23 protein-coding genes are annotated in these 23,109 nt (G+C 55.5%); 12 read left to right on the top strand and 11 right to left on the bottom strand.

What is annotated here, in order from left to right:
* Nucleotides 1–2 precede the first annotated feature (2 nt).
* Complete coding sequence (locus tag GSF01_RS13315) at nt 3–380, bottom strand: hypothetical protein (RefSeq protein ID WP_235941446.1); 378 nt, start codon at nt 378–380, stop codon at nt 3–5.
* 115 nt (nt 381–495) lie between these two features.
* On the opposite strand from GSF01_RS13315, the gene GSF01_RS13310 reads away from it, so the two are divergent.
* The 3 genes from GSF01_RS13310 (at nt 496) to GSF01_RS13300 (ending at nt 2,979) form a co-directional block, all read left to right on the top strand.
* On the top strand, nt 496–1,500 hold the full coding sequence (locus tag GSF01_RS13310) for a M23 family metallopeptidase (RefSeq protein WP_159884710.1): 1,005 nt from the start codon (nt 496–498) through the stop codon (nt 1,498–1,500).
* Nucleotides 1,497–2,006 (top strand): bactofilin family protein, encoded by a 510-nt coding sequence (locus tag GSF01_RS13305; RefSeq protein ID WP_159884708.1) that lies wholly within the window; start codon nt 1,497–1,499, stop codon nt 2,004–2,006. Before GSF01_RS13310 ends, GSF01_RS13305 begins: the two co-directional genes overlap by 4 nt.
* A gap of 163 nt (nt 2,007–2,169) precedes the next feature.
* Nucleotides 2,170–2,979 carry an HAD family hydrolase gene (locus tag GSF01_RS13300; protein ID WP_159884706.1) on the top strand — a complete coding sequence of 270 codons (810 nt, stop codon included), beginning with the start codon at nt 2,170–2,172 and terminating at the stop codon, nt 2,977–2,979.
* Here the strand turns inward: GSF01_RS13300 and GSF01_RS13295 are convergent.
* Both GSF01_RS13295 and GSF01_RS13290 read right to left on the bottom strand, forming a co-directional pair.
* Complete coding sequence (locus GSF01_RS13295; protein WP_235941444.1) at nt 2,925–4,625, bottom strand: DUF4153 domain-containing protein; 1,701 nt, start codon at nt 4,623–4,625, stop codon at nt 2,925–2,927. The genes GSF01_RS13300 and GSF01_RS13295 overlap by 55 nt on opposite strands.
* A complete protein-coding gene (locus GSF01_RS13290; RefSeq protein WP_159884704.1) occupies nt 4,597–5,031 on the bottom strand; it encodes a hypothetical protein in 435 nt (144 codons plus the stop codon). The genes GSF01_RS13295 and GSF01_RS13290 overlap by 29 nt, the downstream gene beginning before the upstream one ends.
* Before the next feature lie 152 nt (nt 5,032–5,183).
* Here GSF01_RS13290 and GSF01_RS13285 point away from each other — a divergent pair, with 152 nt between their 5' ends.
* The 6 genes from GSF01_RS13285 to GSF01_RS13260 all read left to right on the top strand — a co-directional run bounded on the left by GSF01_RS13285 (nt 5,184) and on the right by GSF01_RS13260 (nt 14,392).
* Nucleotides 5,184–6,992, top strand: coding sequence for an ABC transporter substrate-binding protein (locus GSF01_RS13285; RefSeq protein ID WP_159884702.1), 1,809 nt, complete (start codon nt 5,184–5,186; stop codon nt 6,990–6,992).
* A gap of 60 nt (nt 6,993–7,052) precedes the next feature.
* Nucleotides 7,053–7,556, top strand: a complete 504-nt coding sequence (locus tag GSF01_RS13280; protein ID WP_159884700.1) for a hypothetical protein — start codon at nt 7,053–7,055, stop codon at nt 7,554–7,556.
* A gap of 274 nt (nt 7,557–7,830) precedes the next feature.
* Nucleotides 7,831–9,672: a PAS domain-containing sensor histidine kinase gene (locus tag GSF01_RS13275; RefSeq protein ID WP_159884698.1), complete on the top strand. Its 1,842-nt coding sequence runs from the start codon at nt 7,831–7,833 to the stop codon at nt 9,670–9,672.
* Nucleotides 9,673–9,983: 311 nt separating this feature from the next.
* Complete coding sequence (locus GSF01_RS13270) at nt 9,984–12,023, top strand: methyl-accepting chemotaxis protein (protein ID WP_159884696.1); 2,040 nt, start codon at nt 9,984–9,986, stop codon at nt 12,021–12,023.
* A 166-nt stretch (nt 12,024–12,189) separates the two neighbouring features.
* Entirely contained in the window at nt 12,190–12,762 is a 573-nt protein-coding gene (locus tag GSF01_RS13265; RefSeq protein WP_159884694.1) for a thymidine kinase, read from the top strand.
* A gap of 196 nt (nt 12,763–12,958) precedes the next feature.
* Nucleotides 12,959–14,392 carry a hypothetical protein gene (locus GSF01_RS13260; protein ID WP_159884692.1) on the top strand — a complete coding sequence of 478 codons (1,434 nt, stop codon included), beginning with the start codon at nt 12,959–12,961 and terminating at the stop codon, nt 14,390–14,392.
* A gap of 47 nt (nt 14,393–14,439) precedes the next feature.
* Here GSF01_RS13260 and hisC read toward each other — a convergent pair whose 3' ends face one another.
* The gene (gene hisC / locus GSF01_RS13255; RefSeq protein ID WP_159884690.1) at nt 14,440–15,588 is read right to left on the bottom strand and encodes a histidinol-phosphate transaminase; all 1,149 of its coding nucleotides are present in this window, start codon (nt 15,586–15,588) and stop codon (nt 14,440–14,442) included.
* Nucleotides 15,589–15,767: 179 nt separating this feature from the next.
* On the opposite strand from hisC, the gene GSF01_RS13250 reads away from it, so the two are divergent.
* On the top strand, nt 15,768–16,268 hold the full coding sequence (locus GSF01_RS13250; protein WP_159884688.1) for a hypothetical protein: 501 nt from the start codon (nt 15,768–15,770) through the stop codon (nt 16,266–16,268).
* Between the two features lie 477 nt (nt 16,269–16,745).
* On the opposite strand, the gene GSF01_RS13245 is transcribed toward GSF01_RS13250, so the two are convergent.
* The gene (locus GSF01_RS13245) at nt 16,746–16,952 is read right to left on the bottom strand and encodes a hypothetical protein (RefSeq protein ID WP_159884686.1); all 207 of its coding nucleotides are present in this window, start codon (nt 16,950–16,952) and stop codon (nt 16,746–16,748) included.
* A 219-nt stretch (nt 16,953–17,171) separates the two neighbouring features.
* Here GSF01_RS13245 and GSF01_RS13240 point away from each other — a divergent pair, with 219 nt between their 5' ends.
* On the top strand, nt 17,172–18,821 hold the full coding sequence (locus tag GSF01_RS13240) for a hydroxysqualene dehydroxylase (protein ID WP_159884684.1): 1,650 nt from the start codon (nt 17,172–17,174) through the stop codon (nt 18,819–18,821).
* Nucleotides 18,822–18,827: 6 nt separating this feature from the next.
* On the opposite strand, the gene GSF01_RS13235 is transcribed toward GSF01_RS13240, so the two are convergent.
* Nucleotides 18,828–19,481 carry an HD domain-containing protein gene (locus GSF01_RS13235; RefSeq protein WP_159884682.1) on the bottom strand — a complete coding sequence of 218 codons (654 nt, stop codon included), beginning with the start codon at nt 19,479–19,481 and terminating at the stop codon, nt 18,828–18,830.
* A 210-nt stretch (nt 19,482–19,691) separates the two neighbouring features.
* Between GSF01_RS13235 and GSF01_RS13230 the strand changes: the two genes are divergently transcribed.
* Complete coding sequence (locus GSF01_RS13230; protein ID WP_159884680.1) at nt 19,692–19,787, top strand: YjcZ family sporulation protein; 96 nt, start codon at nt 19,692–19,694, stop codon at nt 19,785–19,787.
* 94 nt (nt 19,788–19,881) lie between these two features.
* On the opposite strand, the gene GSF01_RS13225 is transcribed toward GSF01_RS13230, so the two are convergent.
* The 5 genes from GSF01_RS13225 to GSF01_RS13205 form a co-directional block, all read right to left on the bottom strand.
* Nucleotides 19,882–20,517 carry a stalk domain-containing protein gene (locus tag GSF01_RS13225; protein ID WP_159884679.1) on the bottom strand — a complete coding sequence of 212 codons (636 nt, stop codon included), beginning with the start codon at nt 20,515–20,517 and terminating at the stop codon, nt 19,882–19,884.
* A 145-nt stretch (nt 20,518–20,662) separates the two neighbouring features.
* A complete protein-coding gene (locus GSF01_RS13220; protein ID WP_159884677.1) occupies nt 20,663–20,992 on the bottom strand; it encodes a DUF2325 domain-containing protein in 330 nt (109 codons plus the stop codon).
* Between the two features lie 306 nt (nt 20,993–21,298).
* Nucleotides 21,299–21,424, bottom strand: a complete 126-nt coding sequence (locus tag GSF01_RS29650) for a sporulation protein YjcZ (protein WP_159884675.1) — start codon at nt 21,422–21,424, stop codon at nt 21,299–21,301.
* A 128-nt stretch (nt 21,425–21,552) separates the two neighbouring features.
* Nucleotides 21,553–22,350, bottom strand: coding sequence for an undecaprenyl-diphosphate phosphatase (gene bacA / locus GSF01_RS13210; protein WP_159884673.1), 798 nt, complete (start codon nt 22,348–22,350; stop codon nt 21,553–21,555).
* 290 nt (nt 22,351–22,640) lie between these two features.
* Nucleotides 22,641–22,841: a copper ion binding protein gene (locus GSF01_RS13205; RefSeq protein WP_159884671.1), complete on the bottom strand. Its 201-nt coding sequence runs from the start codon at nt 22,839–22,841 to the stop codon at nt 22,641–22,643.
* Nucleotides 22,842–23,109: the final 268 nt, after the last annotated feature.

Raw genomic sequence — 23,109 nt, 5'->3', positions numbered from 1 at the left:
AGCTATCCGACCTTCTCAAGACTAATCACCTGGCGGAAAGGAATGAGCATCCACAGCTCCTCCTCCTCCCCCTCGCGATTGACAAGCAGCTCGACAAAGTCAAGCCCGGTACGAACCAGCTTAGCCTCGAACAGGCCCGTATGTACGGTCCTCACTCGGGCATCCGAGCCCGTGCTCTTATGCGGGAGACCGAGCAGTACGATCTCCTGGACCCCACCGGGAACGAAATACTGATCGCTGACACGCATGAATCGCTTGCCTACCTTCTGCAGCACGCCGGGCCCCCCGGCGAAGCCTTGAGCCTGGATGGCCACCTCGTAGCCGATATGCTGGGCAAGCCGCTCTTCGAGCGTCATGCCGTTGGTACGTAAAAACGACATTGAAATTCCTCCCGTTCTTCATAGTCGGTTTGTAACCAATCTATGACGGGATAAGCAAATTCTTGACCATAGAAGAAGCAAAGCGAGAAAGAAAACTATAGAGAAGGGAGTCATCATGAATCTCAAGTGGTTTCACGACAAGCTGACGTTCCTCATTATTCCGGATGCGAACGCAAGCGTTGTTCGATTCAAGCTGTCCCGGGGAGCTGTCTGCTGCGCGGTTCTGGCCGCTCTCGCAGTTGCGGGCACAGCTGTCTGTCTGTATGCCAGGCAGCTGTACGCCACAGCGGCCACCTTCCACCGGACGCATGAGCTGGACGGGAAAACCGTGAGGCTGGAGCAGGCGCTGCTTAGCAAAAATCGCCGCATCGAAGAGCTGCAAAGCGAGGTACTCTCGTTATCCAAGCAAGCTGCACAGGTACGGAGCCGGGTGGAAGAAATGAAGAAGCTGGAGAAGGATCTGCAGCTGCTTGCTCCTCGCCCAAGCGGAGAAAAGGCCGGCTCCACATCCCCACCCCCATCTGTCCCGGCCTTCTTCGGTATGGGAGGACCGAGTTTTCCTGCCAAGCCCGAGGATATAAGGCGTCTGGCAGCCGACGCCGGCCGTACCTTTGCTTGGCTTGAGCTGGAGATGGATAGGCTAGCGGAAGGATGGACCGAGGCCAGAAGCAAGCTGCTGGAGAGGCAGGACCGGCTTCGCCGCACGCCAAGCCTGTGGCCGACGGTTTCCCGCGTTGTAACCTCTCCCTACGGTTACCGGAAGGACCCCTTTACGCGGAAGCTCAGCTTTCACCGCGGCATCGATATCGCCGGCAAGCTGGACGACCCGATATTTGCCGCAGCCGGCGGAACGGTATATACGGTAGGCTACGATAAGCTGCACGGCCATCACGTTATCATCGAGCATGCTGAGGGACTGCGCACCTGGTACATGCATCTGAACCATGTAGCCGTAGCCGAGGGACAGCAGCTAGACAAGGGACAAACGATCGGGGGACTAGGCACGACGGGCAGAAGCACAGGCCCTCATCTTCACTACGAGATTTTACGGGAAGGCAAGAGCACCGATCCGGGTAAGTATTTGCCGGGTGATAACACGGAAGGGAGCCTTGAATCATGATCGGACTCTGGAACCAAAACAGGCTGCGCGCAAGGGCAACCCGCACGGTGACTCTTATCGGCGAGGGCTGTCGCATACAAGGGAATCTGACTAGTGAAGCGGACCTTCGAATCGAAGGAGAGTTCGTAGGGACGATCCACGCGGCGGGGGAGGTTGCCATCGGCGAACGGGGAATCGTCCGCTGCCGAAAGCTGGAGGCGGCGGATGTGGTCGTGGCCGGCACGCTGGAAGGCTCCGTTCAGGCAGAAGGCATCGTTCGTATAACGCCTACCGGCCGGCTGGAAGGTCGGCTAGCGGCCGGTACGCTTATCATCGAGCAGGGCGCCGTGTTCGAAGGCCATAGCATGATGGCCGTTGATCGTTTGCCAGTCGACCCGCAAGCTAACGAAGGTCCCGACAGGCATAGTCTCGGGGAAGGGGAAATGATCGCGCCTACGGGAGAGGCTTCTCCCGCCGCTCTGCTGGCGGGTTCGCCGTCGCCGTCAAGCCTTCTAAAGGAGCTTTGATTTCACAGCTCGAAGCGGCCCTGCCTCTTCTGACCCGAGGCTTCTCCCGCATGTTTCCCGTCTTCGAAATACGGGTCTGCCTGCAGCCGGCATGCAGGCCCGTACGACAGCGTGGTATAATGAGGACAAACTGCGACAGCGCAAGCGACAGGAGACAAGCCCTATGATCAAACAAACGATTCTTTTCGATATGGACGATACCTTGATTTACTGCAACAAATTTTTTGATATGGTGATGGATCAGTTCGCCGATCAGATGGAGGCTTGGTTTCACGGCTACCATCTGTCGATTCAGGAAGTTAAGAAAAAACAGGCGGAGCTCGATCTGAGCCGTGTGCTCGTGAGCGGCTTCTCGCCCAGCCATTTCCCGGAATCCTTCGTGGAAACCTATGAATACTATTCCGATCTGACCGGACGGCAAAAGAGCTCTTCCGAGATCGAACGCCTGACGGAGCTCGGTTCCTCGGTTTACGGGCACAGCATCGAGCCCTACCCCTATATGGAGGAAACGCTGCTTGCTTTGGAGGGCGAAGGTCATGAGCTGCATTTATATACCGGCGGCGACCCTGCGGTTCAGATGCGCAAGGTCAAGGAAGCCGGATTGGAGCGGTTTTTTCACGACCGGATCCATGTCACCCGGCATAAAAACACAGAGTTTCTGGAGGGCATCCTGACCTCGCACAGTCTAGACCGCTCACGGACCTGGATGATCGGCAACTCGCTGCGGACCGATATCATTCCTGCACTCACCTGCGGCATTCATGCCATCTTCATGCCGGCGGAGCTGGAGTGGTCCTACAATCAAGTCGAGGTAAACGTGCAGCCTGCGGGCGCCTACTTCACGCTTTCCTCGCTGCACCTGATCCCCGAGACGATCCGTACCTATGTGGAAGCGAACTCACAGACGCCCGCATCACTTCACCTGTCTCCTGCTTCGGAAGACACCGATACGCCGGGCGGCGTCAAGGAATAACTTTTATTGTCTGCAAGCTTCTGTCGGGCTCTCCACTTGGACCAGTTGAATTCGGTCCAGGAAGGGGAGCTTTTCCGTTGCAGCTCGCTGCGGAATCTCGACAGCGCTTCATCCGGCAGATCGGGATGCTTCTCCTTTAAGGCCACGATATGCGGCACCGCCTCATATCCCAAGGAGCCCAGATAGGCGACATCCAGCTCCCCCGTCTTCTCATAGCGAGCCGCATTGTTCCTGACAATCATGGCATCGATGCCGATGTAATTCATCAGCACGTAAGCCATGACCGCTGCGATAAGATAGCTGCGCAGGAGCGGGAGACGATCGTTCCACAGCTTGACGAGCGCTATCGCAAAGAGCACCCCTAGGAAGATCATAAAAGCATGCACAAGCAGGCGGGTAGTCGTATAGCCATATGCCTCCTCATACATGGAAAGCCGCAAGTATGCGGAGCTTAGCATGATGCCCGTGCAGACGATCAGCAACGCCAGCAGCGCGCGCATCCCTGACCAGGCGGACGGAGATGGTCGTCTGACTCCGTACAAAGCCGCGACCAGTACCGACAGATTGATCACGGTGACGACGACCAGCTCCGCAAAGCCTTTCCTCGCATAGGCCGCATACGTCATACCGTCCGGAAGCTCGGCAGCCCCTCCTCCAAAGAAGTAAGAGAACTGTACGAAAGCAAACAGCAAATAGACGGCATTCAGCGCGATAAGAACCGTCGATGCTACGGTCGCGTCCAGCTTCGGCGGCGCCGTCTTCGGGCGAACATCGGCAGCGGGCAAGCCAGGGTCCCAGACAGGCTGCGCGGCCGGGGCAAGCTCCCCTTCCGTCTGCGATCCTCCGGGCGACGGGCCGACCTCGATCGGAGAGCCTTCCACCGCTCCGGCCGCTCTAGTATCCTGCAATCGAACGGAGGCAACCCCTCTGCCAGCCGCCTCCCTCTCCGCATAGGGCGGCGGCCATTCCTTCGGCTTTAGCAATCCGGCGATATAAGCGAATAAGCCTACCGCTACGAAGATCACCCATAAGCTGCGAACGATAGCCTCGAGTACATGGATGCCGTCCCATATATCCGGCAGCTGCGAGAGCGAGCGGTTAAACATCGCATCCGCCGAAGCCAGAAGACCTATGACGGCAGCCAGCAGGGGAGCCGCGATCAGCAAGCCGAGAGCCACCTTCCCCATTGTCCGAGAGCTGCCCTTGCCCAGCAAGGACGATAGCCAGCCGGCAGCCACCGTTATCGGCCTCGGCACATAGAGCAGACACTGTACGAGCGCTTGCTCGATCATGGTCCCCACTAGACCCAACCGGCTTTCCCGGCGGTAAGCCGCTGTGGTATGAAGCACCACAAGGAACGGAATCGCCAAAGCGTTCAATACGCCAAATACCGGGTTCGTGTACAGCGCATAGGTGAACGAAAGCAGCGCGATCGGAAGCAGCCAGATGGAGGCCGGGTTTGCACGCAGTTCCTTCATGCCGGTGCCGGCGATCCCGTAGAGCAGGACATAAAAAGCAAGCGCAAACAGCGGGAAGGAAACACCCGGGCTTTTGTCGTAAAAGAAAAAATGATGAAGCAAGCCTAGGCCAAGAGAGGCCATAAGCAGCTTCCGCTCGTTAAAGGAATCCGATAATGTCGACGCCACCGCGCTTCCCTCCTGTTCTACGCCGCGTAAGCCGGTCACGATGCGGCTTGACTTCCCCTAACCTTGTCAGCAGCAGCAGCCCCATCGCCCGCAACGTTCCCTTCCGAAGCGGCAGCTCGGGGAGCTCTCCCAGCCCAAGACGCGCTTCATACTGCGAGAGCGTCCTCAGATTCCGCAGCACCGGCGCTGGAATCCGGCCGACCGAAGCCCACCCGCGAAGCAGTTCCTCCGGTTCTGCCCCGATTCCGTCCAGCATCGGCTTCCCCTCCAGCTTCCCGTAGCCCAGCGTGACAAGCCACCAGACGGCATAGGCCGCCTCTTCCTTCGTGGACGCCGTAAGCAGTGCCTGCTCCGTCTCAAGCAGCAGCTGGTTTTCCCAAGATATCGTTAACGAAACAGCCGACATATGAATCTCCTCCCCGAATCGGTACTAGGATCCTGAACAGCTCAGATATAGGTTTTCGCCTATCCCCCCTTATTGTAGCTTGCAAAACAGGAATAAAAGGCGTAACTTTTAAAATATGAATTTCGTATTTTAAGAAGCGGGGAGGCCTTAGGATGAAATTAGCGTCGCATTATATGCGCCTGCGCGAGCTTTATCCTTACGCATCCGTGGATCAGGAGCTGACGGCAACGCTCGGCGAATTGGCGGAGGCTCTGCAGTGTACGCATCGCAACGCGCAGCTCTTGATGAGCAAAATGCAGCAGCTGGGCTGGGTGGACTGGAGGCCGAAGCGCGGCCGGGGCAACCGGTCATCGCTGATCTTTCGGATGCCTGTCGAAGACATCGCCCTATCCACGGCCAAGGAGCTGGTCGAGCGCAAGGACCTGCGGGGAGCGCTGGAGCAGCTTAGTCTCTTTTCTCCGGATAGCGCGGTCAAGGAATCATTCCACCGCTGGCTGAGCGGACAGTTCGGATACACCAGCGAGGTGCAAGGAAACAAGCGGCTGGATATTTTGCGCTTTCCGTTAACGCAACCCCTCCAGTCACTGGACCCCGCAACCATCCATTTCACCACGGAGTCTCATCTGGTGCATCAGCTCTTCGATCCGCTGGTCCGCTACAACCGGCTGACGCAAACGATCGAGCCGCATCTGGCCCACGCCTGGGAGGTGAGCGCCGATCGTACCGTCTGGACCTTTCACCTGCGCAAGGGGGTCCTGTTCCACCATGGCCGGGAGCTTGCTGCCGAGGACGTGACCTATACGTTCGAGAGGCTGCAGCGTCTGTCCGCCGGCGCCTTATACAGCTGGGCGCACCGCCAGATCGAGCGGGTAGACGCGGTCGATCCGATCACGGTCAGCGTTCGGCTGAAGGAGCCGAGCGAGCTGTTTCTGCAATTCGCCGGTACGAACCGGGCCTCGATCGTACCGGCCGACCGCTGTGCCGGCCAAGGCGAAGCCTTCGCCTTGGCTCCCGTAGGCACGGGACCGTTCCAGCTGACGCACCTGGACGATACGACGTGCGTGCTGGACGCGTTCGCGCCCTACTTTCAAGGACGTGCCCATCTGGACCGCGTGGAGCTATGGCATATTCCGAACCTGCAGAAGCAGGACTATGACCAGACGCTTGGCAGCTTCCAACTGCTCCATAACTACCGGCTGCCCGATGAGGCTTCGGACGCCTGGAAGCAGGTTCAGCAGAAGGGGGCGACCTGCCGGTTTCTTACCTTCAATCTGCTAAAGCAGGGTCCCCTGCTCGATCCGGGTGTGCGGGGGCTTGTCATGTCCGCACTCGACCGCGCCAGGCTGCTGGAGCGTATCGGCGGAGATGCGGTCGACATCGCAGACAGCTTCGTGGCTTCTGGGAGAACTCCGGGATCGTCCCCCGCCCCCGCCTCTTCGCCTTACCGGTACGGACCGGATCGCATCCGGCAGCTTGTCAAAGACAGCGCCGGCTATCAGGGAGAACGGCTCCGCCTCTGTACGATCACGCAGTATGAAGAAGATGCGAAGCATGTCCAGGCCCTGCTTCAGGAGGCCGGCTTCGCCTGCGAGGTCCGTCTGCTCTCCGCCCAGGAGTTCAAAAGCGAGCAGCGGCTCCACGCCGACCTGCTGTTGTTCTCCCTGATGCTCGATACGGATGCCGAGCTGCGCTTGTTCGATCTGTATACCAGCATGCAGCGGCATCTGGAGCCTTCCGTGAAGCGGGTCGTTTCTTCGCTGCTGCGGCAGATTCTGCTGGAGCCTTCCCAGAGCGGACGAGCCGAGCTGCTTCAGCGGGTCGAGTCTCATCTGACGGCAAGGCGAGTGCTCTGCTTTCTCTATGAAAAACGGTTGAAAACGATCTTTCACACCTCGGTGAAAGGCATTTCCCTGGACGCGCTTGATTGGGTGCAGTTCAAAAACATCTGGTTCCGGCCATAAGCCAGGCTCCTCGCGCATATGCATGAGAAGAGCATGCCGTGTGAAAAGGAGCGGAGAACGATGGCCAAGGCACCCCAGATGATTTATAAAAACGAGAAGTACGGCTTTACGCTGCGCTTTCCTTCCTGGTGGAGGCGCTACGTGGTGGTAAGCAAGCAGAGGCAAGATCCTGAAAGCGAGTATGAGGTGCATTTCCGCTTCAAGTATAAGGGAAAGGTCTATGACGATATCGTCGCGATTCTCGTGTACCGGATGACCAGGAAGGAATGGATACGGCTCGGTTACGAGGATTCTCCCTTAACCTATCTCGGGTCATACGATGGGCGCGTATTTGCAGCGCTCACCCCCGAGGAGCTGCCCGAGGCCTTTCTCGATAAGAAAACAGGCGACTACGACTACAAAAAATACGGCGTTCCGATCGGCCTGCTTAAACGTATGGTGAATCGGGATGTGCCGGTTGTGCTGCGCTCCATTGCATTTCCCCGCCGGCAGATAAGCATGAGATCACAGCCGTTCCGCTCCCGGCTTATATGCCGCTGCCGGACGAAACGTCCCAGGTCTTAGAGGAACCGGCCAAGATCAACTTGCTTGCCCGTCACTTGCCCTGGATCTGCGGATCACAGGGCCGCCGCTTTTCGGAAAGCCTCCTTTCGCATCGCGCTTCCTTTCAGACAAAGATCGACGAGATCCTTCTTTTTTCTCGATTCACGTCCCTTTCTTCGGCAGCTTCGCGCATCCTCCGCACAAAATTTGTAGCGAATCCTCGGCCTGGTTGCAGGGAATTGTAGATTTTTGACGAATAATATAGCATATAGTAAATAATGGAGGAGCTTCTGGCATGAATGACCGGATGCGTTCTGAACAAATCTCCGAACGGCTGCAGCGTGAAGATAGCGTCAGTCTGGAAGGGATTCTCGTCGAACTCGCACTCAAACATTTTACCTGCTCCCACGCGGGGGCCTTATTGCTTGATACAGAATGCAACCTGGTGATTGCCGGAGAATCCCTATCCAGACAACTGGGATATGGCCCGGACACGCTCCAGAAGATGAATCTTCAGACCCTGCTGCATCCGGGGGACTTGCTCATCAGCATGCATCATTTGAGTCAGCTGCTGAGCGGTCAGCTCACTAGGTACGAAGCCGAGATACGCTGGATCAGGGCCGACGGGGAAGTGATCTGGATGAGCGTCAATGCCTTCGGCTTAGTCGGCGGCAGCCAAGAGCTTGCGCCCGCTTACCTGTATATGCAGACGCAGGATATAACCGAACGCAAGGCGCTGGAGGAGCAGTCCCGCGCCGCTCTCTCCCGCATGAGCTCCCTCATGGAAATGTTAAATGATGCCTACATTATGTTCAATCGCCAAGGAGAGTTCGTCTATGTCAATAAAGTGGCGGAGACGCTGCTCGGGCATAACCGGGACGAGCTGCTTGGGCATAGCCTGCATACCGTGCTTCCGGAGTGGATTAATTCCGGCTTCTACAAGCAATGCACGCGCTCTCTCGAGGATGCCTCGCCGCTCTTCTTCCCGCACTACTTCCCGATGCTCAGCAAATGGATAGAGGTCTCTTGCTATCCCTCCAAGGCCGGACTCTCCATCTTTATGCGCGACATCTCCCAGATCCGGGAGCAGGAGGAGACCTTGAAAGCGGTCAGGCAGCAATTGAACTCTATGATCGAGCATACCGCCGACAATATCTCGATTCTGGATGCGGAATTCCGACTTGTCCGGGTCAATCAGGCCTTCGTGGAGACTTACGGGTATAGCGAGCAGGAAGTGCTAGGCGCCCGTCCTTTCAATGTACCCGAGCATCTTTGGATCGAATCTGAGCTTCTGTTTCGTCAGGGACTTCAAGGCAAGCAAATCTCCGGCTTTGAGACGAAGCGCCTGCATAAGGACGGCTCGCTGCTGGATATGAGCCTGACGATATCGCCGGTGGTCGGCTCCGACAACGAAATTACGGGCATCTGCATCATCGGGCGGGATATCACCGAGCGCAAGAAGACGGAGGAGTTGCTCCGCAACTCCGAGAAGCTGTCGGTGGCCGGCCAGCTTGCGGCCGGAGTCGCTCACGAAATCCGCAACCCGCTTACGGCGCTGAAGGGTTTCACTCAATTTATGAAGTCAGGCGCCCAGTACAAGGAGCAGTATCTGGATATCATGATCTCGGAGCTGGACCGCATAGAGCAAATCATCAACGAACTCCTCATCTTGGCCAAGCCTCAAGCCGTCACATTCCGGAAGCGTCCGCTTTCGCCCATTCTCCATCATGTTCTGTCGCTGCTTGAATCCCAAGCCAATATGACCAGCATCCAGTTTCATGCGGATATTCCCGCGGACCTGCCTGCCGTACACTGCGAGGAGAACCAACTGAAGCAGGTGTTTATCAATATTTTAAAAAATGCGATGGAAGCCGTCTGCTCCGGAGGCCGGATCGAGATCTCGGCCGGACAGTCCGGGCCCCGCGACATGACCGTGGTGTTTGCCGACAACGGCCCCGGTATTCCGCGCGAGGTGCTAAGCCGGCTCGGCGAACCTTTCTTCACGACCAAGCAGAGCGGATCGGGCCTCGGGCTTATGATCAGCCAAAAAATCATTACCGAGCACAATGGCCGGCTTGAGATCGAGAGCGAGCCGGGCGAGGGTACTGTCGTACGGATCACACTCCCCATCCTGTAGCTTCTTTCCCTGGGCAGGGCTGCTCGGCCTCGATCGCCTAAGAATAGCCGTCCGGTTACCTGAATTCCGGACGGTTATTTGAGTTGCGGCGTCCCGGCCGGCCCTCCTTGCTCCCACCTTCAGACCAACAGTAAGAATTTATCAAATTTTGATAAAAAACTGTGATTCCCTACGATTTTACTTCATAACCGCAGCCAATTTGTCGATATATGTCGTAGGTTTTGTTATCAATTTAATAGGAGTTGGGTGTATTGGGTTGGTTTAAAAATTTAAAGCTTGGGGCGAAATTGAGCATTACCGTGGGAGGTGTAATGATTCTCATTTTTGCGCTGCTGATCACCATGTCCTTGAAGCAGCTTCACACGGTTAGCGTCGCCAAGGGCGAGCTGGAAGCTCGTGACAAGGGAGAGACTTTCTTGATCGAGCTGCGGCAGGAGGTCTCCATGATCCAATCCGACTTGACGCTCATGTCTGAAATGCTCTTGATGGCGCGTGAACAAAAAAGCTGGACACGCGATCAAGTCGTCGAGCTGCTTCAACAGTACTTGTCCAACCAAACGGGCCTGATGGGCATCTATACCTTGTGGGAGCCGGACCAGTTCGACCGGCAAGACAAGGCTAACGCTCTTAAGCCTCTATATAATGATCCCTCGGGACGTTTCACGCCCTATGTATACCGTACCGGATCGTCGATACGGATCGAGCCGCTCCATGGCTTTGAGAAAGAAGGAAGCTATTACACGCTCGCCAAGAAAAGCAAAAAGTTCACTGTAATGGAACCTTATTTTTATCAAACGAACGGAGAGGACACGCTGTTAACTTCCCTCGTTGTGCCGATACTCGATAAGAACGGAGAGTTCCTCGGTATCGTCGGGGCCGACCTGACGCTGGATGCCCTTCAGCAGCGCGTAAAGCAAACGAGTAACGATACCGCTTATGTCACGATCTTCTCCGATAAAGGGACCTATATCGCGCACGGCATCGATGATAAGAAGGTCAACGTTCCATACGGCGACCGGCAGGAGAAGATCGATCTGTTCAACGGCGCCGTCAGTGGCATCATGCAGGCCTATTCCCTGAATCCGAATGGAGAGCCGGTGAATCGGACCTTCGAAAAGATCACCTTCCGGGGAAGCGACCAGTCCTGGTATGTGGAGACCGTCGTCCTCAAGAAAGAAGTCATGTCTACGTTTAACGAGGTGCTCCGCTCCTCCTTGCTGGTGGCCGTCGTATCGCTGATTTTGCTGGCTCTGCTGATTACGCTGGTCCTGCGGCTGCTCGTTACGCGCAACCTGAACGAGGCAAACCGCATGCTCGGGATTATGGCCTCGGGCGATTTCACGCAGCAGATGACCGTCCGAAGCCGCGACGAATTCGGCCAGATGGCCGAGCATTTCAATCATATGATCGATACGCAGAGAAAGGTGCTGCTCATGGTCTCGGAGCTGTCGACGTCGGCAGGGATGACAAGTCAGCAGCTCGCAGCCAGCGCCGAGCAGACGGGACAGGCCGCCGAAACGATCGCCGAATCCGTTCAGAACGTAGCGATCGGCGCCGAGCTGCAGGAGCAGCAGACGACCGAGGCGTCCCGGGCGATGACCGAAATGGCTGTCGGCGTAGGCCGCGTAGCGGAATCCTCATCGGGCGTTACCGAATCGATCCAGGACGTCGTCCAGCAAACGAAGGCGGGGAGCGAACGGATCCAACAGGCGATTGAGCAGATGAATGCCGTTCAGCAGACTTCCCGGCAATCGGAAGCGGCCATAGAGCGGCTGCAGGTCCGTTCGGTGGAAATCGGCTCCATCATGGAGCTGATCTCGCAGATCAGCATGCAGACCAACCTGCTGGCGCTGAACGCCGGCATCGAGGCTGCGCGTGCAGGCGAGCACGGACGGGGATTTGCCATCGTCGCCGGGGAGGTCCGCAAGCTGGCCGAGCAGACCAAAGATGCGGCGGCCAAGGTGGAGGAGCTGCTGGAGGAGATTCGCAACGAAACGGAGAAAGCGGCCGCAGCTGCCCGATCCGGCTCCGCAGAGGTCCGGATGGGAGTCGAATCCGTGACGGAGACCGGACATATCTTCACTGTCATTACCGCTGAGATGGGGACCGTTCAAAGTCAGATGGAAGAGGTTTCTGCCGCGGCCGAACAGATGTCGGCCGGCACCGAGCAGGTAACGGCTACAGTGGAGGAGCTGGCCCGGATTGCCCAGGAGGCCGCCAGTCATTCCCAGAGCGTGGCTGCCGCTTCGGAGGAACAGCTTGCATCCATGGAGGAGATTTCTACATCCTCCGCCTCGCTCAGCAGCATGGTGAAGGAACTGCTTAATCAGCTTAGCCGCTTCAAAGTGTAAGAGAGATCGCAGGGTAAGCCTGACCGCAAGCGGCATGATTCGCCCGGTCGGGCTTTTTGCCCTGTCCGGTATGCCCCGCGCCGCGAATTATGTTATGATATTTTTCGGATTCTAGCAATTCACCTACATGAACCTACATTAACCTACATGAACGGGGTGTTTTTCGATGGCCCAGCTCTACTTCCGATATGGGGCTATGAACAGCGGCAAATCCATAGAAATTTTGAAGGTTGCCCATAACTACGAAGAGCAGAATAAGGAAGTGCTGATCTTCACCTCCGCTATAGATGATCGCGATCAGGTGGGCTACGTATCGTCACGCATCGGCCTCCGCCGGGAAGCAACCCCGATCCACCCGGATACGGACGTGCTGGAGAAAGTCCGGCAGCATCCCAGGAAGGTATCCTGTATCCTCATCGATGAAGTGCAGTTTCTGCACAAGACGCAGATCCTCCAGCTTGCGCAAATCGTAGACGAGCTGCGAATCCCGGTTATGGGCTTCGGGCTGAAAAATGATTTCCAGAACGAGCTGTTCGAAGGCAGCAGGTATATGCTGCTGTATGCCGATAAGATTGAGGAAATGAAAACCATCTGCTGGTTTTGCGAGCGCAAAGCGACCATGAATCTGCGGGTCGACAGCGAGGGAAAACCTGTGTATACCGGCGAGCAGATCCATATCGGGGGGAATGACGAATACTACCCGGTGTGCCGCAAATGCCATGCCAGGCCCAAGCTTTAAGCAAACCGGCCTCCCGCTCCTTGATTAGCCTTCCTCCTCCTGGTGTATAAAGTACTAGAGGCGGGAGTTCCAATGCCTCGACTTCGAAGAGGAACGCGAATGCCCGATGCAAGACAGAGTAAGGCTCGCAGCTCTTCGCTGTCTGAGGGACTTTGAGAATGACCGCAGCCAAGAACAGAGCGAGGAGCGAGCTTGCATGGAGCGCACCCCTATCGAAGAGAAGCGGCTGAATGCCGCTTTATTTCAGTTCATTTTCCCCTTCTCCCTGAGCTCCGACTGCCAGAAGAATCTGGAACGCAAGCTGCTGGATGACGGATTTACGGTGTTCTCCCTGAACGAGCTAGAGCTGGAAGCAGCCTTCTATGGAGAGGAGTATCGGGTGTCGCATCGACGTCTGGAGCGCTACTTCCTGCCATTCGCCAAAGCTATGATCTTCCCACAGAACCCGAATCCCCAAGCCTTCCAGCGGTTCTCCAAGCGCCTGGATCAGGACGTCCGGATGACGTCTGCCCAGCTTGACTGGTCCTTCCGCGTACATGCCGTCGACGTGATATCCTGTCCGTTCGACATCGGGTTCCTCACGATGCGGGTCGAGCTGCAGCAGCCCCAGACGCTCTCCCTGGCGCTCGAGTTCGCCAGTCTGTTCCGTCGCCTGCAGAGCATGGAGGACGAGGAGAAGCCGGTTAGGCTCGCGACGGATGGGTACGAATGCACGGAGGTCGAACATTTTATATTCCAAGCGCTGGTCCCGATGCTGCATGACTTCATCGATGAGACCGACATGGATGAATCGGTCTTTGAGAGGCTGCCGTACTTCGTAGATGAGCGGATGTATGTGCAGATGCTGCTGGGCGGGGATGAGGATGAGCGGTTCACGGATGCCGACCTGTACCGGGCCGGGCGAGTCGACGGACTGGATGAACACGGACTTCCTCATATCAGCGCTGTGAGCCCGGATTATATCGACAGATTTTGCCGAGAGCACGTCTACGACCGCTGGAGTCCGGTCACCTCCTATGTGATCGACGAAACCTGCTTTGCCTGCCTGACGAATCGGGACGCCGAGCATCTGAAGCAGCTGGCCGGACATCTTTACGGCGAGTACTATTACGGCTTGCTGATCAATCTGTTTCACAAAATCGTGCTGCTTAAGCTGTCCAACCGCTACTCCCATGTCCAGCTTGAGCGGGATCCGGAGAAAATCGAGGCGCTGATCCGCGATATCACGACGTTCTCGGCCAAAAACTATTTCATGGAGGCCATCTCTCAAACCCAAGGCAAGGAAATGTATGGCCGGCTTCGCGAGGCGCTTTCCATTCAGCCGCAGTATGAGGATGTCAAACGGACATTGACGGATCTGTTCAAATACCAGGAAAATTTCTCATCACGGCGATCTGAATATTTGCTGCTGATCCTGACGATCTATTCGGTTATCAGCGGTATATTCGGAATGAACCTGGTCATCGAGGACCTGAAAGGCCCGGTAGCTTTCACCCGTTTCAGCGAATACTCTCTCTTTCAATACTTTACTCTGATCATCACGCTTTCAGGGATTTGCATCGCCCTGAGTCTCGGCATCAACGCTTTGATCCGCCTCGCGGCGGAATGGAGAAAAACCCGGCTGAAGTAAAGCCGGGCTGTTTGCATGCCTTCCGGCCTGACGAGCCGGCGTACCGATCATTTCGTCTCCTCAAGCACCCGGGTCAGACACTCGATAAAAAAAGCATTCTCCTCCTCCGTGCCGACCGACACGCGAATATGCTGCGGCAGCCCCCACACATCACCGTACCGGGTAATCACACCCTGAGCCATTAGGGCCTCATAGCGGCGCTTTGCCTCCTCGCCCAGCTCCACGAGTACAAAGTTGCTCATGCTGACCGCATACTCCAGCCCAAGGCGACTGAAGGCCGCATAGAGCTGCTCCCTCCCCTTGGCATTAACGTCGCAGGACGCTTTCAAATGGTCGATGTCGCCTACGGCGGCCGAGGCGGCGGCCTGTGCGAGGGCATTCACATTGAACGGCTCCTTCACCTGCAAGATCCGCCGGATTACGGCTTCCGGGGCAGCTCCGAATCCTACGCGGATACCGGCCAGCCCATACGCCTTGGAGAACGTCTGGAGGACGACCAGCGGCAGCCCGGCTCTTACGAATTCAAGCCCGTCGCTATAATCTTCAGCCGTCGCAAAATGCGAATACGCGGCATCGCAGACCACCATCGCCTGCGGCGGCAAGCCCAGAAGCAGGCGCTCCAGCTCCTTCCTGGGCATATAGGTGCCGGTCGGGTTATTCGGAGAGCATAGCCATACAAGCTTGGTTTTGTCCGTAACCGCAGCGAGCAAGGCATCCGCGTCGTACCGATAACCAGGAGACAACGGCACCGAAACAAGACGCGCATCCATCAGGCAGGCGCCAAACTCGTATTCGCTGAAGGTCGGAGAAGAGACGACAATCTCATCGCCCGGCTCCAGGAAGGTTTCGGAAAGCAGCGTAATCAGCTCATCCCCGCCGTTGGTTATGATCAATTGGCAGGGAGACAGCTCCAAAGCGTCGGCCAGCGTCTCCCGGAGCGCAGCCGCCTGGGCATCGGGATACCGGTGAATATCGGGAAGCGCCGCTTGAATCGCGGCAATCGCTTTGGGCGATGGGCCGAGCGGATTCTCGTTGGAGGCCAGCTTGACGACATGTTCAAGCCCGAGCTCGCGCTGGACCTCCCAGATGGGCTTGCCAGGCGAGTAAGGCTTAAGCTGCTCCAGGGCTTTTCGCGATCTGGGCCCGACTACTCGGTCTTCGGTACGATTCGAGCTCGTTTCTTCATGGATCGACATCGTTATCTTCTCCTTTCAAACTCTCGTTTACTTTAATGAGATAACAAGATAATACACTGATGCGTTAATAAAGTAAAGTATTATTATACCTTCTTCCGCCCCCCGTTGTTCGCTTATACCAACTGCATTCCTTGTACATATCTTGTACAAACAGGGTTCACCGGAAAGGAGTGGTTCGTATGAGCCCGAGGTTCTCGCCTGCCAACCCCAAAAGATGGATAAGCATTGTCACTACGCTTTACTTGCTTATCTGTTTTGCCGGTTGTTTTTGGATGGGTGCCATGCTCAGAAGCGGGGAGTTGACCCACCTGCTTATGATACCGCTGCTGCCCATCAAGACCTACGTTTACTGCGCTCTTTCAGGCGCGATCGGCGGAACCCTCTATGCCCTGCGCCTGGTTCATCAGTATTATGAACAGCTGGATGAACGCTGGATGTGGTGGTACATGCTGCGCCCAATTCAATGTGCGGGAGCGGCTGTCATGACAATTGTGCTTTTCCAGAGCGGCATTCTGCTGCTGCAGACCGGAGACAGTCTGTATGCCAAGGTAGGCACTTCCTTCCTGGTCGGATTCGGATACGGCAAGCTGATGGACAAGATCAAGTCGCTCACCGAAACCTTGTTCAACGGCTCAAGCTCCAAGAAGCAGCCCCCTGACGGCAAGCCCCCGCAAGAATAGCCTGGCTAGGCTGGGCTGCGGCCAGCCAGGCCCAGCTTCTGGAGGCGTCCTAACCAGCCCAGCGAGGTTGTCGATTCATTGTGAGTAACTGAGTTGAAACGTTCTGCTTTCGCTAACGGACCTCAGAGTCTCTATTTGCAGCATTTTCGCGATATTGAAAATCTAAACGGACTCAGATGACGCAATTTGGCGCATTTCCGCCCATTCTATGCGGTTTTGACGTAAGTAAGGTCGTCTGTGTCCGTTACAATTTGAACAGGCCCCATTTTTGTGAAATAGCGACTGTGGTGTCCGTTACGATCAGCCATTACTTAACTGCGCTGCCATCCACAATGAATCGACAGCCTCTCAGCGAGTGCTTGAAGTAACAGCCTGGGCTGAACGCCAAAAAGCAGCATCCTTCCTTCACGGAATACATGCTGCTTGTCTATATTCACCCATCTACCGCTTCCTAGGGTTAAGAAAGCGACCCTTCCCCTAGGCCCGTGTTACCACTTCATTCACGGCCCGCAGGGACAAGCCTGTATGACGGCAAATGTCCATCATATTCGCATGGGGATGCTTCGTCAGATAACTCTTCACTTGATGAGTTCGGTCCAGATGCTGCCTGAAGCAGTCTTTGCACAGCGATGGACTATGGCTCAACTGAAGCTTCCCACAGCTGCTGCAATTCGAAAGCTGCATGTCCTCCTCCTCTCCGACAAGCCGGGTGCCTATCTCGGTGACCTTTAGTAGTTCTATTTTACCTGTTGCCCTCTTCCCGCGGCCATCCATCCTTCCTCCTGTTTTTCGGGTATAGGCTTGATTATGTCTCTATTCATAGGTATTTTCTATTTTTTAATTCCTAAGACCTAGCAATCATGGTAACATAATCAAGGAAGATCTGGTAAAGGGAGAGAGTTAATGAGTGCGAAAGTTGTCATATTAGGCGGGGGCGTAGCCGGGATGAGCGCTGCGCAGGAGCTCGCTGAGCGTGGATTTGAAGTAGCCGTGTATGAAATGAAGTCTATTCCTGGAGGAAAGGCCCGATCGATGCCAGTCCCGGGAAGCGGTATCGATGGCCGCAAGGATTTGCCCGGCGAGCACGGGTTTCGGTTTTTTCCCCGTTTCTACAAGCATATTGTGGATACGATGGAACGGATACCTTACGGGATGAACGAGCGGGGAGTGGCTGATAATCTGGTGGAAGGCACGCGGCTTGGACTAGCCCGGACCGACGGTCCTCCCGTAGAGTTTCTGACGGAGTTCCCTCACTCCCTGAAAGACCTGCGCGACGCCTTCAAGTCGCTGTTCGACAATGGACTGAACTTGTCCGAGGAAGAGCTGGAACATTACCTGGAGCGGATCTGGCAGGTCATGACCAGCTGCGACGAGCGCCGGCAGCAGCAGTATCAGAACATCCCATGGTGGTCGTTCATCGATGCGGATGAGCAGTCGGCGGAATTCCGCCGCGTGTTCGCCGGGATGACGCGGATTCTCGTAGCCGCCAAGGCCCGGGATGCGAATACCGCTACGGTCGGGACCGTCGGCGCCCAGATCATGCTCGATATGGTGATGCCCGGAGGCAGCGCAGACCGGCTGCTGGATGGCCCGACCAATGAAGTATGGCTGCATCCTTGGCTGGACTACTTGCGGAGTCTTGGGGTCGATTATCATCTGGATGCCAAGGTGGAAAGCATCCGGTGCAAGGGAGGCTGGATTGCCGGCGCTACCGTCTCCGAGCACGGGCATGTGTATGAGGTGCATGGCGATTATTACATAGCGGCCTTTCCTGTCGAAGTCATGGCGAATTTTGTCACCGACGAAATTCTTCAGGCAGACCCTACGCTCGACGGTATTCGACAGCTTGCCGACGATGTCGATTGGATGAACGGCATTCAGTTTTATCTCAAAGCCGACCGGCCCATGATCCATGGACATATGATCTATATGGACTCGCCCTGGGCGCTGACCAGCGTCTCCCAGAAGCAATTCTGGCCGGACTTCGATCTAAGTGATTATGGGGACGGCACCGTACAAGGTATCCTCTCCGTCGATATTTCGGATTGGGAAGCGCCCGGCATCCTCTATGGCAAGCCGGCCAAGCAATGTACCCGGGAAGAAGTCATGGAGGAGGTATGGGCGCAGCTCAAGCAAAGCCTCAACGTAGAAGGGGCCGTCATCCTGGAGGACGATAATGTGCACTCCTGGTTTCTGGATGAAGATGTGCATTTTCCTAATCCCGACGGCGTAGCCGTGAATCTCGAGCCGCTGCTTGTCAATAAAGTGTACACCTGGAATCTGCGGCCCTATGCCTATACGGCGATACCGAATCTGTTCCTCGCCTCGGACTATGTCCGGACCAACACGGACCTGGCAACTATGGAGGGGGCCAATGAGGCGGCCCGCCGGGCGGTCAATGCCATCATCGAACGCTCCGGCTCCAGAGCCCCGCTATGCAAGATCTGGGACATGTACCAGTTCTCGCTTCTCTCGCTGTACCAGATGCATGACGAGTCCCGATTCAAAAAAGGTTTGCCCTGGGACGGCAAAATGTTCGCTTCGATCGGCTAGCTTCCGTTATTCCCGTACGAGCCCCAGCTCGCGGTAAAACTGGGCGAGGAACGCCTCCATGTAGCGGTGTCGCTCCTCGGCCAGCTCCCGGGCCGCCTCCGTGTTCATCAAATCCTTCAGCTTCAGCAGTTTCTCATAGAAATGATTAATCGCGGTGCTTTTCTCGTGTCGGTACTGCTCCTTGCTCATCTTCTCCCTGGGCGGAAGCTCTGGATCGAAGATAAGCTGTCCCTTCCAGCCGGAGTAGGCGAAGGTGCGGGCAATTCCCACGGCGCCCAGCGCATCCAGGCGGTCGGCGTCCTGGACTATGCGTCCTTCCAAGGTGGGCAGCGTTCCGCTTTGTCCGTCGCTGTATGACATATTGCCAATGATGGCCATCACATGCAGGCGGATGGACTCCTCGACCCTTTGTTCGCTCAGCCAGGATTCCACCTTCAGCAGCCCCGCTTCCTTGCTCGGATTCAGCTTCTCGTCAGCCACATCGTGCAGAATGGCGGCGAACTCACAGATAAACGCGTCGGCTCCCTCCCGCTGAGCCAGCTCGCAGGCTGTACGGGCTACGCGCGCCGTATGCTGCCAATCATGGCCGCTGCTGTCGCCTCCGAGCACCTCCCTTGCAAATGTCCGGGCTTCGGCCAAGATGATGCCGCTTCGATTCATGTCAAGATCCTCCTCCTAGATGGCATACGTATAACTCGACAGGCATCCTGCCTATTTTGGCAGGAAAAGGCTTACGCCCAGCCACATGATAGGGCGCAAGCATAGAATGCTATGTGTCAGGAGCTGAAGCTTCGACATGGATAACCGCCTTGACGAATGAATGTCGCGAGGCGGCCCAACTAAAATACAACTCCTAAGGAGGAATGAACAATGGGTGCAGTAAGTTGCGGTGGCTTCACAAGCACAGGCGCCATTCTGGTTCTTTTCATTCTGTTGGTCATCATCAGCAGCGCATTCATCATCTAATGGGGAGACGCACCACCGATTGCCCGACAAGCCGAGGTAACCCTCGGCTTGATTTTTTCCTGCAAGCAGACGCATACAGGCGCAGGGCGGGAAGTTATTCGTAAAGCGCTCCGCCGGTAGACCCGTCCGGGTATACGATCTGCGTGTAAATGTTCCGCACCCCGTTCGCTGCCGTCTTCACGTACCAGAGGTCGAAGCGATCCACCTGCCCCGCCGCGTTCCAGCCGATAAACAGCTGCGCCTCCAGCTCTCCGTCCTTCAGTCCCTGTACGTCGGTTTCATTCAGACTCCCGAATCGGTACCCAGGCTTCGCTCCGAAATCGAACCGCCAGGTTTGCTGATTGGAGCTGTCGACCCAAGTGACTTGGTCCGGATCGCCGAACAGCTGCTTCACGTCCTTACTCCCCATCCCCCGCTCCAGCCGATATTGAACGGACCAAACCTTTCTCTCCGCTTCCGTGCCGGACGCAGGCTCCCTTTCCACCGACACGGTCCGGGAATCCGGATCATACTTGGCCCCGGCGCCCAGCTGCTCCGCCATATACCGGAGCGGAACATACGTATGACCCTCGTAGTTCAATACTTGATAGCGAGGACCGATCTCACGGTTCACGCCATCGAATTGAAATTTGACCGGAAACAAAAGCGCCCATACGCCATCGGCCGCATATATAGTCGAAGTGGCGGCCAACGCTATCCCGCACAATAAACCTAACCCAAACTTTTTCACAAGACCTTCCCCCTTTTATCTGAAAGTGAGCGGACATCTCTATTATACAGGCAACCTCGCCTACTACATAATGAATATGCCCAAATGCCAAAAAAGACCATCCGGGATGCTTCCGGACAGTCTGTTCCAAGTGGTCAGTAACAGGTTAATGACGAACCGCTTCGCCGCTCTTGGCGTTCAGCCATTCGCAGGTATCCGCGCAATCGCAAAGCGCCTTCTTGACGGAACACCAGGATCGCTTGGCGTAGTAGATCGGCACTTCTTGTTCTTTAGCCTGCTGCTTGATGACTTTGGTCAAATTATGGTTCACATAATCGGTCAGCACGAGTACAGCGGCTACCTTCTCGGGTATGCCTTTGCGGACCATCTGGCATTTGCGGCCAGATACATGCATAACCTCGTCAAACCCGATCTCCGCCAGATGATCGGGCATATTGCCCAGATGATCGGCACCTACGACTAATATGGACGCCATGATTACATCTCCTTTAAGTATGTATTCACTTCCGCTAATCTAATTCACTTCCGCTAATCTTATTCACTTCCGCTTATCTGGAGGCCGCTTCCGGCTGCTTGATTCGTCTTGGAGCTTCGCGACCGGCTTCGTTAATGATAATCATTCTCATATAAACCTTTAAAGTAATGATAATCGTTCTCATATATAAAGTCAACCTCCGAAATCGCGATGACGATGGGAAGGGAATCCTGAGGTCCAACAAACAAGGCGCCCATAAAAAAAGCCGTACCGCGGATATGCGGTACGGCTCCTTGCCGTTATACCTTACACAAAGAAAAAGCCGCAAGATAAAATAATAACAAGCAGAATGTAGAGTACAAGGACTACGCCAGTGCTCGTGTGCAGGCCGCCTACTCCACAACCTACTCCTCCTACTCCTCCAACACCCATAGTGATCCACTCCTTATCGATACTTGAGCCCATAGACCCTAATCCCTTAAGCTCATGGTTCAGTATATGTAGCGGAGCTCAATCGGTATGGACGTTGGCCCGGCGCGTTGTAAATTACCCGAAGACGTCTACAGGAACAAGATGATGTAGAAGATAGCCGCCAATACAAAGCGATAATACGCAAACCAGGATAAGCTCAGACGCTTGATGATGTTCAGAAAGGTAACAACGGCGATCATGGCTACCACGAATGAAGCCACAAGCCCTGCTATAAAGATGCCCAGATCTTCCATCGCCAGCAAATCACGGCTCTTGTACAGATCCAGCCCCGTTGCTCCAAACATGACGGGAACGGATACGAGAAAGGTAAATTCCGCCGCGGCCTTCTGGCTGGTCCCGAGCAGCATCCCGCCGGAAATCGTGGACCCGGACCGGGAGAAGCCCGGCCATAAGGCCAAGCACTGGAACAACCCGATACCGAACGCCTGTTTATAGGAGATATCGTCCATCGTTTCAGCGGTAATCCGGACCTTCGCCTTGACAGCCACGAGGATTAGCACGCCGCCAACGACAAGACTGATCAGCACGGTTGCTGGGCCGAAGAGATGCTCCTTGATCCAGCCATGAATCGCCAGACCGACCACTACCGCCGGCAGCATAGCGAGCGCCATATGAATCAGATTAATTTTGCCGCGGCTGCGGAAGCTTTCCTTGAAGTTCAGGAAGCCGACGAATCTCCGCCAGTACAGCACGAGCACGGCGAGTACCGCGCCAAGCTGCACGACAATTTCGAATGTCTTCGCCTTCTCTCCCGTGAAGCCAAGCAGATGTCCGGTCAAAATCATATGTCCGGTGGAAGACACAGGCAAAAACTCGGTTAAACCTTCTACGATGCCCAAAATAATCGCCGACCAAAAGTCGCTCAATCCTCTCACACTCCCATGATCCATAATCTATTCTAGTTTCTACCTCTATTTTCTACCTCGTCTATTATAGAGGATTGTTTCGCAAGAGAGAAGCTCACCGAGATGAATTTATGTTTTTTTAAGAAAAGCCACGGCGGCTAACGGCCTAACAACCGAATTCAATCGGTCCTCCTTGGCCGTGCAGATCGTATGGACTTCTCTCAGCAACACGCAAAAAAACGGGCATCCGACAACGTGTCGAACCCCCGTCTTATATGGGGCCGGCCTCATTTCCTCCGGACCTTGCCCCTTTACTTCACGTCATAACCTTGCTCCTCGATCGTTTCTTTCAGAGCCTCCACCGTGAGCTTACTCTCATCATAGTGTACGGATACCGACTTGGCGGCCAGATCGACCTTACCCGAAGCTCCGATCGTCTGAAGCGCCCGCTCGATGGAATTAACGCAATGGTTGCATGACATGCCCTCTACCTGCAGCTGTACGGTTGCCATCCTACGCCCTCCTCTTCATCATAAAGCTTGCTTCATATGAAATAATACAGTACCCCCCTATTGTATGTCAAGGTAGGGGGCTGCTTCGAGGCTGCAAAAGTTGAGTTAATCATTGGAAAATTATTGAGACATCACCCCTAAGTTGAGATATGATTTAAATAGGATAAAAGATAAAAAATTACATTATAATGCAACGGGAGGAAATCCTCGATGGGTATTATCGTTATTTTAGTTGTAGGTTTCATCTGTGTAATTAGCTACCTGAGAG

Origin of the sequence: Paenibacillus puerhi, from assembly GCF_009846885.1 — a bacterium.
Classification (GTDB): domain Bacteria; phylum Bacillota; class Bacilli; order Paenibacillales; family NBRC-103111; genus Paenibacillus_G; species Paenibacillus_G puerhi.
This window is presented reverse-complemented; position numbering and strand designations above follow the sequence as displayed.